The 13,126-nt window shown below is 75.7% G+C and carries 9 protein-coding genes; 2 read left to right on the forward strand and 7 right to left on the reverse strand.

Features of this window, described 5'->3' with window-relative positions; genetic code table 11:
• Nucleotides 1–73: 73 nt before the first annotated feature.
• The 3 genes from ACI79U_RS19250 to ilvD form a co-directional block, all read right to left on the reverse strand.
• Nucleotides 74–2,851, reverse strand: a complete 2,778-nt coding sequence (locus ACI79U_RS19250; protein WP_457071418.1) for a putative bifunctional diguanylate cyclase/phosphodiesterase — start codon at nucleotides 2,849–2,851, stop codon at nucleotides 74–76.
• A complete protein-coding gene (locus ACI79U_RS19255; RefSeq protein WP_457071421.1) occupies nucleotides 2,848–4,776 on the reverse strand; it encodes a putative bifunctional diguanylate cyclase/phosphodiesterase in 1,929 nt (642 codons plus the stop codon). The genes ACI79U_RS19250 and ACI79U_RS19255 overlap by 4 nt, the downstream gene beginning before the upstream one ends.
• A gap of 75 nt (nucleotides 4,777–4,851) precedes the next feature.
• Nucleotides 4,852–6,573, reverse strand: coding sequence for a dihydroxy-acid dehydratase (gene ilvD, locus ACI79U_RS19260; protein ID WP_457071423.1), 1,722 nt, complete (start codon nucleotides 6,571–6,573; stop codon nucleotides 4,852–4,854).
• A 136-nt stretch (nucleotides 6,574–6,709) separates the two neighbouring features.
• Here ilvD and ACI79U_RS19265 point away from each other — a divergent pair, with 136 nt between their 5' ends.
• Both ACI79U_RS19265 and ACI79U_RS19270 read left to right on the forward strand, forming a co-directional pair.
• On the forward strand, nucleotides 6,710–7,534 hold the full coding sequence (locus ACI79U_RS19265; RefSeq protein WP_457071425.1) for a helix-turn-helix transcriptional regulator: 825 nt from the start codon (nucleotides 6,710–6,712) through the stop codon (nucleotides 7,532–7,534).
• Between the two features lie 25 nt (nucleotides 7,535–7,559).
• Nucleotides 7,560–7,922, forward strand: coding sequence for a PH domain-containing protein (locus ACI79U_RS19270; RefSeq protein ID WP_457071427.1), 363 nt, complete (start codon nucleotides 7,560–7,562; stop codon nucleotides 7,920–7,922).
• Between the two features lie 12 nt (nucleotides 7,923–7,934).
• On the opposite strand, the gene ACI79U_RS19275 is transcribed toward ACI79U_RS19270, so the two are convergent.
• The 4 genes from ACI79U_RS19275 to ACI79U_RS19290 form a co-directional block, all read right to left on the reverse strand.
• Nucleotides 7,935–9,101, reverse strand: coding sequence for a branched-chain amino acid ABC transporter permease (locus ACI79U_RS19275; protein WP_457071430.1), 1,167 nt, complete (start codon nucleotides 9,099–9,101; stop codon nucleotides 7,935–7,937).
• Entirely contained in the window at nucleotides 9,094–9,984 is an 891-nt protein-coding gene (locus ACI79U_RS19280; protein ID WP_457071432.1) for a branched-chain amino acid ABC transporter permease, read from the reverse strand. The genes ACI79U_RS19275 and ACI79U_RS19280 overlap by 8 nt, the downstream gene beginning before the upstream one ends.
• The gene (locus tag ACI79U_RS19285; protein WP_457071434.1) at nucleotides 9,981–11,573 is read right to left on the reverse strand and encodes an ATP-binding cassette domain-containing protein; all 1,593 of its coding nucleotides are present in this window, start codon (nucleotides 11,571–11,573) and stop codon (nucleotides 9,981–9,983) included. Before ACI79U_RS19285 ends, ACI79U_RS19280 begins: the two co-directional genes overlap by 4 nt.
• Nucleotides 11,574–11,718: 145 nt before the next feature.
• Complete coding sequence (locus tag ACI79U_RS19290) at nucleotides 11,719–12,972, reverse strand: ABC transporter substrate-binding protein (RefSeq protein WP_457071436.1); 1,254 nt, start codon at nucleotides 12,970–12,972, stop codon at nucleotides 11,719–11,721.
• Nucleotides 12,973–13,126 lie beyond the last annotated feature (154 nt).

The raw sequence follows: 13,126 nt of genomic DNA on the forward strand, positions 1-13,126 counted from the left end.
CCCCTCCGGCCCGGGCGTCAACAGCCACGTCCCACCCAGTGGACAGGCCGGCCGGTGAACGTGGGACGGCGGGTCAGCCCGCCACCGACCCGCCGGCCACCGCCGGCGCCTGGCCGTCGAGGAGGCCGGCGTCGAACGAGTCGATCACCGCGGCCAGCCGGTCGGGCCCGGTGGGCCGGCCGAGGAGGTGACCCTGCAGGTACCGGCAGCCCAGCGCCTGCAGCGCGGCCAGCTCCCCCGGCGTCTCCACCCCCTCGGCGACGACGTCGATCGACAGCCGCCGGCCCAGCTCGATGATGCTGTGCACGAGGGCGGCGCTGCGCTCGTCGGTCTCGATGCCGGCCAGGAACTCGCGGTCCATCTTGAGCACGTCGACCGGCAACCGGGCCAGGTGGGCGAAGGTCGAGTACCCGCGGCCGAAGTCGTCGAGGGAGATGACGCAGCCCATGTCGTGCAGCGTCTGCAGGTCGCCGTCGGCCCGGTCGGGCTGGCCGAGGAACAGCGACTCGGTGACCTCCAGCATCAGCCGGTGCGGGGGCAGCCCGGCGCGGGCCAGCGCCGCGGCGACGTCGGGGACCAGGCTGCCCGACTGCAGGTGCCGGACGCTGATGTTCACGCCCAGCTGCAGGTCGCGCCCCTGCCGCAGCAGCCCGGCGAGCTCCGCGGTCGCCTGGTCCAGCACCCAGCGCTGGAGCGGGACGATCAGCCCGTCGTCCTCGGCCAGCGGGACGAACTCCGCGGGCGGGACCTCACCGAGCACCGGGTGGTCCCAGCGCAGCAGCGCCTCCAGGCCGAGCACCCGACGCTCCTCCGTGCCCACGACCGGCTGGTACTCCAGCCGCAGGTCACCGCGGGACAGCGCGTCGGGCAGGTCCCGGGCCAGCCGGGTGCGCCGTCCGGTCGCGCTGTCGGCCGCCTCCCCGTGGCGGCGCACGCAGCCCTTGCCGGCGGCCTTGGCCGCGCGCAGCGCCAGGTCGGCGTGGCGGATGGTCACCGGCACCTCGTCGGCCGGGTCGAGCGTGGTCACCCCGATGCTGCAGGAGACGTCGAAGACCAGGTCCGGGTCCGCGCCGGGCGTGGGCACCGACCGGTGCACCCCGGCGAGCTCGGTGAGGACCCGGCCGGCCAGCGCCGTCGCCTCGGTCAACCCGGCCCGCACCACCACCGCGAACTCGTCCCCGCCGAGCCGGCCCACCAGGTCCCGGTCGCGGACGGTCGCCCGCAGCCGCTCGGCGACCTCGACCAGCAGCAGGTCGCCCGCCTCGTGCCCGGCGATGTCGTTGACCGCCTTGAACCCGTCGAGGTCCAGCAGCAGCAGGCAGCTGGCCTCGCCCTCCGCGGCGCGGCTGCGGGCCCCGGCCAGGGCCGCCATCAGGCGGGCCCGGTTGGGCAGCCCGGTCAGGTAGTCGGTGTAGGCCAGCCGCTCGAGCTCCAGCTCGCCGGCGCGCCGGGTGTCGACGTCGCGCAGGTGCAGCACCAGGCCGTTGGCGCCCCGGGCCGCCCCGCGGGGGGCGGCCTCGGGGGCGGCGTGCAGCGCCTCGGACGGGATGACCCGGACCGACTCGAACGGCCGCCAGCCGCCGTCGCGGGTGCGCAGCCGGAAGGTGCGGCCGCGGGACTCCTCGAGGTCCGCGGCCGTCAGCACCCGGACCAGCTCGCCGCGGTCGTCGGGGTGGACGAAGTCCAGCAGCGGCCGGCCCTCCAGGTCCCGCGCCGCCCAGGCCGCCGGGCCCCGGCCGGCGCCGGAGGCCCAGGTGATGGCGCCGCGCTGGTCCAGCACGATGGTGATGTCCGCGGCGCTGTGCACCAGCGTGCGGAAGTATGCCTCGGCGCGCAGCACCTGGCGGGTGAGCCGGCTGGCGTCGGCGGCCCAGAGCAGCGTCCGGGCCAGGGTGGCGGCCAGCAGCAGCCCGGTGGCCAGCGCCTCCAGCACGCTGATCGGCCGCCCGACGGTCCAGCCGGCGAGCAGCAGCAGCACCACGCCGAAGACCAGGCAGTAGCTGACCAGCACCCCGACCAGCGGCGTGGCCACCGGGTCGGCGCCCTCGTCGGCGTCCGGCCCGGGATCGCCGTCGAGCGCCAGGGTCGTGGCCGCGAGCAGGCCCAGGTGGCTGGTGGCGGTCAGCACGTCCCAGCCGGGCGCGGGGTGCACGGCGGCGAGCGATCCACCGACCATGCCCAGGGCCAGCGCACCCAGCCCGAGCAGGAGCCAGCCGGCGGCGGCACGCCGGACCGGGCCGACGGCCGCGAAGCCGACCAGCCCGGCCGCCAGCAGCACCGCGCTGGCCGCCGGGTAGCCGGCGGTCAGCAGCCGGTCGCCACCGTCGGCGCCCGGGCCCATGGCCGCCGGCAGCAGCACCTCGACGAGCACGCCGAGCGCGACCAGCGCCACGGCGGCGTCCAGCGCCACCTGCGCCCGCAGCCGGCTGCCCGTGGAACGGACCAGCCGGAGGCACAGCAGCAGCGCCAGCGGCGCCGTCGCGGCCAGGGCCAGGTCGCCCGGGCCGGCGGACGTCGGGTTGATCCCCGCGCCGGTCACCCCGCGGACCAGCTGCCCCAGCCCCAGCAGCGCGGCGATCCCCGCGACGGAGCGCCAGACGTCGGCGGAGCCGGTGCCGGGGCGGCGGCTGTGCCGGTGCACCAGCGCCCCCACCGCCAGGGTGGTCAGGCCGAGCACCAGCGGGCCGGCGTGCGCGGAGCGCCCGGGGCCCAGCGCGGCGAGCACCCCGAGACCGCCGGCGACGACGGCCAGCAGCACGAGCACCGCCGTGCGCGGCCACTCCCCCGCCGGCGGCAGCGAGACGCCCCGGCGCCACCGGGGGGTGGCGGCAGGGGCCGGGAGCGCGGTCACACCGCCCGCCCGACGAGACCGGGCCACAGCCGGCCCGCACCGGCGTCCAGCAGCTCCGCGAGCGCGCTGAGCGAGACCGGCCGGGCGAGCAGGAAGCCCTGCGCGTAGCCGCAGCCGATGCCCTCCAGGACCGCCAGCTGGCTGGTGGTCTCCACGCCCTCGGCGACCACGTCGATGCCCAGCGACGCCCCCAGGCCGACGACGGACTCGCAGACCACCCGGGTGTAGGCGTCCCGGTCGACGGCGGCCAGCAGCGCCCGGTCGAGCTTGATCACGTCGACCGGGAGCCGGCCCAGCCGCGGCAGGACGGATCGGCCGCTGCCGAAGTCGTCCAGGGCCAGGTGCACCCCCATCAGCCGCAGCGCGGTCACGTCGTCGATCACCCGCGGGCCCTCCAGGGCCGCCTCGGGGATCTCCACCACGAGCCGCCCGGGCGCCAGCCCGCTGCCGGCCAGCGCCGCCGTGACGTCGGCCACCAGCGTGCCGGCGGCGAGGTGGGCGGCGGAGACGTTGACCCCGAGCCGGAACGGCGCCGGGCCGTGCTGCGGCAGCTGCTGCACGCCGGCGGTGGCCGAGCGCAGCAGCCAGCGCTGCAGCTCGACCAGCAGACCGGCCCGCTCGGCGACCGGCAGGAACTCCTCGGGCTGCACCTCCCCGTGCACCGGGTGCCGCCAGCGCAGCAGCGCCTCCACCCCGGTGACCCGGTGGTCGGCCAGCGCCACGATGGGCTGCCAGACGAGCGTGAGCTCACCCCGCTCGCGGGCGCCGACCAGGTCGCGGCGCAGCTGGTCCCGGCGGTCCCGCGCGGCGGTCAGCTCCGGGCGGTAGCGGCGCACCGAGCCCGGGCCGGTGGCACAGGCGTCGAGCACGGCGAGTTCGGCCCGGTCGCTGGCCTGGCGGGCGGTGAGCCCCGGCGGCAGCGGCACCACGCCGACCGCGGCGGTGAGGTCGACCAGGCCGGCGTCGGTGACGATCGGTGCCTCGATGACGGCCAGGCACCGTGCGGCGAGCCGGTCGGGCTCGTCGCCGGTGCCGTGCGCGAGCACCCCGAAGCACTCGGCGGCGACCCGGGCCACCTGGTCCTCGGTGCGCACCGTGGCCCGCAGCCGGCGGGCCACCTCGGCGACGGCGATGTCCACGACGTCCCGGCCGGCCTGTTCGCCGGCCTCCCGCAGCCCGAGCACCTCGATGATCACCAGGGCGACCTCGTCGGCCGGCCCCGTGGAGCCCGTCCGACCGAGCAGCTGCGCCAGGGCCACCTGCTGGGCGGCCCGGTTGGGCAGCCCGGTGACCGGGTCGGTGAAGGCCAGCGAGCTGAGCTCCTGCTCCCGGTCCAGCCGCGCGGTCACGTCCCGGCAGTGCAGCACCAGGGCACGCACCTCGGCGTCGGCGCGCAGGTCGCTGACCCCGGCCTCCAGCACCCGCCAGCCCGCCTCGGGCGCGGGCAGCCGGAAGGTGCACAACCCGGGTGGCCCCCCGGAGTCGGCCGCCGGGCCGGTCAGCCAGGAGGCCACCGTCGCCGCGTCGTCCGGGTGGACCACGTCGGTGAGCAGGCGACCGGTGAGCGGGCCGCCGGTCGGCGTCGCCGCCAGCCCGGGGGCGGCCCAGGCGATCCGCAGCGCGCCGTCGAGGACGAGCGCCGCGTCGCTGCCGGCGTGCACCAGGGACCGGGCGAACGACTCCGAACGCAGCAGCCGGGCGATCGCCCGGGGCCGGTCACGGGCGGCCAGCTGCCGGCGCAGCAGGCCCAGCGCCAGGCAGCCGAGCAGGACCGCGCCGGCCGGGCGCGGTGCCAGGAGACCGGTGAGGAGAGCGAGGGCGACCACGGCGATGACCGCACCCAGCAGCAGCCCGGCGGCCCGCCCGGTCAGCGCCGGGGCAGCCGGCAGCCACCAGCCGGGTGCGCGCCGGCGCCTGGAGTCCACACCAGGACTGTCGGCCCCGGACCCGCCCGGCCGAACGCTCTACCGGGCGGGCTCACCCCTTGGGGGCGGCCGCGGTCAGCCGCAGACGGCTCCCTGTGCGGCCGAACCGACGAGCTTGGCGTACTTGCCGAGCACGCCGGTGGTGTACCGGGGGGCGGGCGGGGCCCAGCCCTCCTGGCGGCGAGCCAGCTCGGCGTCGTCGACCAGCAGTTCCAGCGTGCGGTTGGCCAGGTCCAGCCGGATCGGGTCGCCGTCCCGCACGAACGCGATCGGGCCGCCGTCGGTGGCCTCGGGCGCGATGTGCCCGACGCACAGGCCGGTGGTGCCCCCGGAGAAGCGGCCGTCGGTGAGGAGCAGGACGTCCTTGCCCAACCCCGCGCCCTTGATCGCACCGGTCACCGCGAGCATCTCGCGCATGCCCGGACCGCCCCGCGGGCCCTCATAGCGGATGACCACCACGTCGCCGGCCTGCAGCGAACCCTCGGTGACGGCGTCCATCGCGCCCTGCTCGCCGTCGAAGACCCGGGCGGTGCCCTCGAACACGTCGGCGTCGAACCCGGCGGACTTCACCACCGCGCCGTCGGGGGCCAGCGACCCGCGCAGGATGGTCAGGCCACCGGTGCGGTGGATCGGCTCGCTCATCGCGTGGATGATCGCGCCGTCGGGGTCCGGCGGGGAGAGCTCGGCGAGGTTCTCCGCCATCGTCTTCCCGGTGACGGTGAGCGTGTCGCCGTGCAGCAGGCCGGCGTCCAGCAGCGCCCGCAGCACGACCGGGACGCCGCCGACCCGGTCGACGTCGGTCATCACGAACCGGCCGAAGGGCTTCACGTCGGCCAGGTGCGGGGTGCGGTCGCCGATCCGGTTGAAGTCGTCGAGGGTCAGCTCGACCTGCGCCTCGTAGGCGATGGCCATCAGGTGCAGGACGGCGTTGGTGGAGCCGCCCAGCGCCATGACGACGGTGATCGCGTTCTCGAAGGCCTCGCGGGTCATGATCTGCCGCGCGGTGATGCCCTTGCGGAGCAGCTCGACCACGGCCTCGCCGGACTTGACCGCGTAGTCGTCGCGGCGGCGGTCCGGCGCCGGCGGGGCGGCGCTGCCGGGCAGGCTCATGCCCAGCGCCTCGGCGACGCTGGCCATCGTGTTGGCGGTGTACATGCCGCCGCAGGAGCCCTGGCCGGGGCAGGCGGCCTTCTCGATCGCGGTCAGCTCCTCGCGGGTGATCAGCCCCCGCGCGCAGGCGCCGACGCCCTCGAAGACGTCGATGATCGTGAGGTCCTTGTCCCCCAGCTTCCCGGGCAGGGTGGAGCCGGAGTAGAGGAACACGCTGGCCAGGTCCAGCCGGGCGGCGGCCATCAGCATGCCCGGCAGCGACTTGTCGCAGCCGGCCAGCAGCACCGAGCCGTCCAGCCGCTCGGCGAACATGACCGTCTCCACCGAGTCGGCGATCACCTCGCGGGACACCAGCGAGGCGCGCATGCCCTCGTGGCCCATGGAGATGCCGTCGGAGACCGAGATGGTGCCGAACTCCAGCGGGAACCCGCCGGCGGCGTGCACCCCCTCCTTGGCGCTCTTGGCCAGCCGGTCCAGGGAGAGGTTGCAGGGGGTGATCTCGTTCCACGAGGAGGCGACGCCGATCTGCGGCTTGGCGAAGTCGTCGTCGCCCATGCCCACCGCGCGCAGCATCGCCCGGGCCGGGGCCTTGGCGTCCCCGTCGGTCACCGCCCGGCTGCGCGGCTTGATGTCGATGGCGGGCTGGCCGGCGGTCGGCTGCTCGGAACGGTCTTCCACGGTGGTCACGCCGGGGATGTTAGGCGCGTCCGCCGGACTCCCCCAGACGCAGGGGATGCTGGTACCAGCACCACCACCCAGCGCCCCCACCCAGCACCACCACCCAGCGCCCCCACCCTGCAGTGCCCGACCGGAGGAGCCCGCCGTGCCCGGCACCCCGCGCGAGGAGCTCGCCGCCTTCCTGCGGTCCCGCCGCCGCCAGGTCGACCCGGCCGCCGTCGGCCTGCCCGGCGCCGGCGCGCGCCGCACCCCGGGGCTGCGCCGGGAGGAGGTGGCGTTGCTCGCCGGGGTGAGCCACACCTGGTACACGTGGCTGGAGCAGGGCCGGGACATCCGCCCCTCCCGCCAGGTGGTCGACGCGGTCGCCCGCACCCTGCAGATGTCGGCGGCCGAGCACGAGTACGTGCTGCGGCTGGCCGGGCACCCCGCCGCCGTCCCGTCCGGCACCGCCGGCGGGCTGCCGTCGCACCTGCAGCGGCTGCTGGACGCGCTGGGCCCCTCCCCCGCCTACGCGATCACCCCCGACTGGTCGATCGTCGGCTGGAACCGCGCCTACGCGCGCTTCTACCCCGGGGCGGCCGACGCCGAGGAGGGCGACCGCAACCTGCTGTGGCTGGTCTTCACCGACCCCCGGGTGCGCGGCCTGCTCGCCGACTGGACCACCGACAGCCGGCGCTTCCTCACCCAGTTCCGGGCCGAGGTGGGCGGGCGGCTGCACGACCCGGCCGTGGTGCGCCTGGTGGCCCGGCTGGAGGCGGCCAGCGAGCACTTCCGGGCCGGCTGGGCCAGCCACGACGTCGACCGGTTCACCTCCGGCGAGCGCCGCTTCGCCCATCCCGAGGTCGGTGAGCTGGTCCTGGAGCACCACCAGCTCACCCCCGCCGACGCCCCCGGGGTGCACCTGGTGGTCTACACCGCCGCGCCGGGCACCGACGCGGCCGACCGGCTGGCCCGGCTCTCCGCGGGCTGACCGGGCTCTGGGAGCATCGGCCGGCGTGAGGACAGCTCGGATGCGGATGAGCCGGACGGCGCTGCTGCCGGTGGGCCTGCTGGCCGTCGGCGTGCTGCCGCTGGCCGCCGCCACGCCGTGGCTGCTGCTCCTGCTGGTGGTCCCGCTGGTGCTCGCCGCGTGGGTGCTCCGGGTCGGCGTCGACGTCGGCCCGGACGGGATGACCGCCCGGTCACTGGTGGGCCGGCGACTGGTCACCTGGGCCGAGCTGGCCGGGGTGCGGGTGGCCGAGGACCGCGCGCTGTGGCTGGTGACCACCGCCGGCCGCGAGGTGCGGCTGCCGGTCCTGCGGGCCCGCGACCTGCCCCGGCTGGCCGCGCTGACCGACGGCCGGATCCCCGCGCCCTGAGGCGCGGGCGCCTCAGGGCGTCTCGGGCCGGGTGGGGACGGCCGGCCGCGCGTCGGCCGGCTCGGTGGCGGGCGCGTCGGCGCTGCCGCCCGACGGCCCGGGCGTGCCCTCGGGCGTGCCGGGTTCCGCCGGCCCGCCGCGGTGGCGCAGCCGGCGCAGACCGCCCATCAGGCCCCCGCGCAGGAACAGCAGCACCGCGATGATCGCGCCGGCGTAGAGGAACCGGGCCAGGGTGCCGGCGTCGACGCCGCCGGACCCCGGCAGCGCCAGGAACGGCAGGTCCGAGCCGTACTCCACCAGGACCAGCGGCAGCATCACGACGAACACCGCACCGATGGCGGCGCCGGCGATCGTCCCGAGGCCACCCAGCACGATCATGATCAGGAAGTCGATGGACAGCTGGAACTGGAAGAGGTCGGGCGCGATCCGGCCGTAGGCCAGCGCCAGCAGGGCGCCACCGATCCCGGCGTAGGCCGAGGACACCACGAACGCGGTGGCCTTGACCCGGGCCACGTGGATGCCCATCGCCGCGGCGGCCGTCTCGCTGTCCCGGACGTTCGCCCACGCCCGGCCGGTGCGGCTGGACCGCAGGTTGTGCCCGAGCCACGCCGCCAGCGCGGTCACGAGGAGGAAGACGTACCAGAGCCGGTGCAGCCCGCCGAACTCCACGCCGGCGACGGCCAGGTAGTCGGGGTCGCTGTTGCTGAAGCTGAACCCGGGGACGGCGAGGGCGGCCACGCTCCGGCCGTTGAAGCCCCCGGTGAGGTGCTCGGCGTTGAGCAGCACGTGCCGGGCCAGGAACACCAGCCCGAGGGTGGCCAGGCCGAGGTAGATGCCGCGCAGCCGCCCCGAGATGGGGCTGAACAGCGCGCCCACCAGGGCCGCCGCGAGGCCGGCCAGCACCAGCGCGAGGACGGGGGGCAGCCCCAGGCCGGCGGCGGCCCCGTCGGTCGGGCCGGCCGCCAGGGCGTAGGTGTAGGCACCGATCGCGGCGAACGCGGCGTGCCCCAGCGACAGCTGGCCGGCGATGCCGACCAGCAGGGTCAGGCCGATGGCGGCGACCACCGCGGCCATGACGAACAGCCCGGTCTGCAGCCAGAAGTCGGTGAGGACGAACGGGAGGGCCAGGGCCGCGAGCACGGCCAGCAGCGCCGGGACGCGGCGCACCAGGTCAGACACGGACGGCCTCCGCGCGACCGAAGATCCCCTGCGGCCGGACCAGCAGCACGGCGATCATCACCACGTAGGGGATGACCTCGCCCAGCCCCCGGCCCAGGAAGGACAGGTCGGACGCGTAGCCGACCACCAGGGCGACCGAGATCCCGATGACCAGGCCACCGACGATCGCCCCGACCACCGAGTCGAAGCCGCCGAGGACCCAGGCCGGGATGGCGGCCAGCGCGCTGAGCGCCACCCCGGGGGCCACCCCCGGCGCAGGGAAGGACGTCAGGAAGATGCCGGCCAGCGCGGCCAGCCCGCCGGCCAGGGCCCAGCCGGTGGCGCCGGTGCGGGAGAGCCGGATGCCCATCAGCGAGGCGGTGTCGCCGTCGGCGGCCGCCGCGCGCATGGCGACCCCGGCGCGGGTGCGGGCGAAGAGGAACCACAGCAGCGCGAAGGCGACCACCGCGAACCCCGCGGCCAGGGCGCGGCTGGTCGGCAGGCTGACCGGGCCGATCGTGACCACGTCGGCGCCCCAGGGGGCACCGTTGGTGAGCACCCGGTTGCCGATCCGCCGGGTCAGCTCGGTGAGCAGCAGCACCTCGACGGCGAGGGTCAGGATCGCCGCCGTCCCGGGGTCGGCCTCGGCGAGATTGCGCACCAGGACGGCGTTGATGAGGACCGCGAGCAGGGCCGCGGCGGCCAGCGCCACCACGACCGCCGGCCAGAAGCCGATCGGCTCCTGCAGCACGGCGACCAGGTAGGCGCCGGTGAGCAGCACCGAGCCGTGGGCGAAGTTGAGCACGCCCGTGGAGGTGAAGACGATGACGAAGCCGACGGCGATCAGGCCCAGGATCAGCCCGTAGGAGATGCCGTTGGCGAGTTGGGTGAGCAGGTAGCTCATGCCGCCGCCGTTCCGAGGTACGCGCGCAGCACGTCCGGGTCCCGCTGCACCTCGTGCGGCGGCCCGTCGGCGATGCGCTTGCCGAAGTCGAGGACCGTGATGCGCTCTGCCAGCCCCATCACGAAGGGCATGTCGTGCTCGACGAGCAGGACCGACAGCCCCAGCTCCTGCTGAACGGCCCTGATCACCGCCGCCATGTCGGAGGACTCGCCGTGGGTCATCCCGGCCACCGGTTCGTCGAGCAGCAGCAGCCGGGGTTCCGAGGCGAGCGCCCGGCCCAGCTCCACGCGCTTGCGGTCGCCGTAGGACAGGGTGTGCACCTCCCGCTGCAGCAGGCCCTCGATGCCCAGCAGCTCGGCCGTGCGCCGCACCGACTCGCGGTGCTGCTCCTCCTCCCGCCGCGTCCGCCGCAGGCGCAGCGCGTCCGACGGGGTGCCCGAGCGCATCAGGTGGTGCCGGCCGACGAGGAGGTTGTCCTCGACGGTCTGCTCCAGCGCGAGGGAGATGTTCTGGAAGGTCCGGGCCACCCCGTGGCCGGCGAGCCGGTGCGCAGCGGTGCTGGTCACCTCGACGTCGCCGTAGTGGACGGTGCCGCTGGTGGCCTGGTACGCGCCGCCCAGGACGTTGAGGCAGGTGGACTTGCCCGCGCCGTTGGGGCCGATCAGTGCGTGGACGGTGCCGGGTTCGACCGTGAAGGAGACCTCGGACAGCGCGGTGATCCCGCCGAAGCGGACGGTCAGCTGCTCGATGGTCAGCCGCTGGGCGGCCGGCGGCCCGTCGTCGCGGGCCGCGACGGGCGCCGCCGGGACGGGGACCGCCGGGACGCGGTGCCCGTCGTCGGTGGGTGGCGCGTCGGCCACGCCCAGGTAGCGGGTGCGGATCTCGTCGGTGGCGGCGAGCTCGGCGGCCGGCCCCGAGGTGGCGACGGCGCCGGTCTCCAGCACGTACGCGCGGTCGGCGACCCGCAGGCCCATCGCGGCGTTCTGCTCGATCAGCAGCACCGACGTCCCCTGGGCGTGGATCTGGGTGATGATGTCGCCGATCTGCTCCACCAGCTGCGGGGCCAGCCCGAGGGACGGCTCGTCGAGCAGCAGCAGCCGTGGTGAGGTCATCAGCGCGCGGCCCATGGCGAGCATCTGCTGCTCGCCCCCGGAGAGCAGGCCGCCGCGCTGGGACCGGCGCTCGGCCAGGATGGGGAAGAGCTCGAACACCCGGTCGTGGGCCTCCTGGCGGGCCCGGGCGTCGCGCACGGTGTACCCACCGGCCTGCAGGTTCTCCTCGACGGTGAGGTTGCGGAAGACCCGGCGCCCCTCCGGCACCTGCACCAGGCCGGCGCGCACCACCCACGACGAGTCCCGCTTGACGAGGTCCTCGCCGTCGAACCGGACCCGGCCCGCGGTGACGGCGCCCCCCACCGAGCCGAGCGAGCGGGACACCGCGCGCAGCAGGGTGGTCTTGCCGGCACCGTTGCTGCCGAGGACGGCGACCACGGAGCCGGCGTCCACGTGCAGCGAGACGCCGCGCAGCGCCTGGACGGCGCCGCCGTAGGTGACCGCGAGGTCATCGACGATCAGCAGGGGGTCGGGCACGGGACCTCTTCCAACGGGACGGAGTCAGGACGTCGCCGGGCGACGGGGGCCGCCGGACGAGGAGCGCACCCCACGGACAGCGGGCGGACCTGGTGCCGGGCGCCCGGGGCGGAGAGCCCCGGACGCCCGGCACCAGGTGGCGGACTCAGTCGAAGGTGTAGCTCTCGGCGCTGGGGCCGAGCAGCGTGTCCTCCATGCGCAGGCCGCCTTCGACGTCGGCGTCGGCCCGGAGCAGGTACACCGAGCGCATCGGGGGCTGGCCCTCCTCCGAGTAGTCCAGCGGCGCCGGGAGGATGCCGCCGGTCTCCAGGTCGGTGATCTCGCGGATGCCGGCGACGATGCCGGCGGGCGTCAGGTCGCCGGCCTCGCAGGCGTTCTCGATCGCGGTGCGCAGCAGCATGGCCTCGGCGGACCCGGCCGGGATCTCCCAGCCGGGCGGGGTGTCGCCGCCCGCCGCCTGGTGCAGCTCGACGGCCTCCTGCACCCCCGGCTCGTCGGCGCTGTAGGGCGCGATGCTGCTCAGGAAGTAGAAGTTGTCCAGCAGCGCGGGACCGGCCGGCCCGTCCAGGAGGGACGGGTTGTAGGTCGGCGAGTTGCCCAGCAGCGGGACGTCGAGCCCCTGCGAGGCGAGGACCGCGGCGAGGGAGGCCAGCTGGGCCGGCGCGGCGCCGAGGATGACGGCGGAGACCCCGGCCTCTCTCAGCGCCGAGGCCTGGGCGGAGAGGTCGGTGTCGGCCGGGGTGATCTGCTGCGGCACGATCTCCAGACCGCGCTGCTCGGCCGCGTACTCGGCACCGGCGAGCGAGTCGCCCCCGAGGTCGCCCTCGAAGTAGACGACGCCGACCCTGTCGCCCTCGGAGAGGCCCAGCTCGTCGACGAGGTAGTCGATCCCGTTGGCGCTCTCGACGCTGTAGGTGGTGCCCGGGATGTGCGCGTTCGGGTAGTCGAGGACGACGCTGGACCAGCCCATCCCCCCGACGTAGAGGTCGTCCTCCTGGGCCAGGGGCAGCAGCGCCGCGACGACCGGGGAGCCGAGCACCTGCTGCAGGGCGGCCACGTCGGGCGCCATGCTGCGGTACAGGCCGACCGCCCGCTGCGGGTCGTACTGGTGGTCCTGCACCTCGACCTCGACGTTGCGTCCGCAGACCCCGCCGTCGGCGTTCACCTGGTCCCAGTAGGCGCGGATCTGGGACACGTGCAGCGGCGCGCTCACCGCGAAGGGCCCGGAGAGGTCGGTCAGGATCCCGACGTTGATGGTGTCGTCGGTGACGCCGTTGCCGGTGCGGACCTCGTCACCGCCACCTCCTCCGCCGCTCGCCTCGGGGGCCTCGGTGCTGCAGGCCGCCAGGAGGGCGACGCAGCCGACGAGAGCCAGCGCTGGTCGGGTGCGGTGCTTCATGGGATCCCCTTCTCGACGACGGGCGGACCCGTCGGACTGCGAGACCAGACATCGATGTCTGTAGTGGCTCAAGTCACAGGGAAACTAGAAGGCATCGTGACGGGCGTCAAGGAAAGTTCCAGTGTCGTGACCGGACCGCGATGATCGCCCCCCC

Source organism: Modestobacter sp. SYSU DS0904 (genome assembly GCF_054051115.1).

Coding starts and splice junctions, on each gene's coding strand:
- ACI79U_RS19280 (WP_457071432.1), bottom strand. CDS start 9,984: ATGAGCTACCTGCTCACCCAACTCGCCAACGGCATCTCCTACGGGCTG.
- ACI79U_RS19290 (WP_457071436.1), bottom strand. CDS start 12,972: ATGAAGCACCGCACCCGACCAGCGCTGGCTCTCGTCGGCTGCGTCGCC.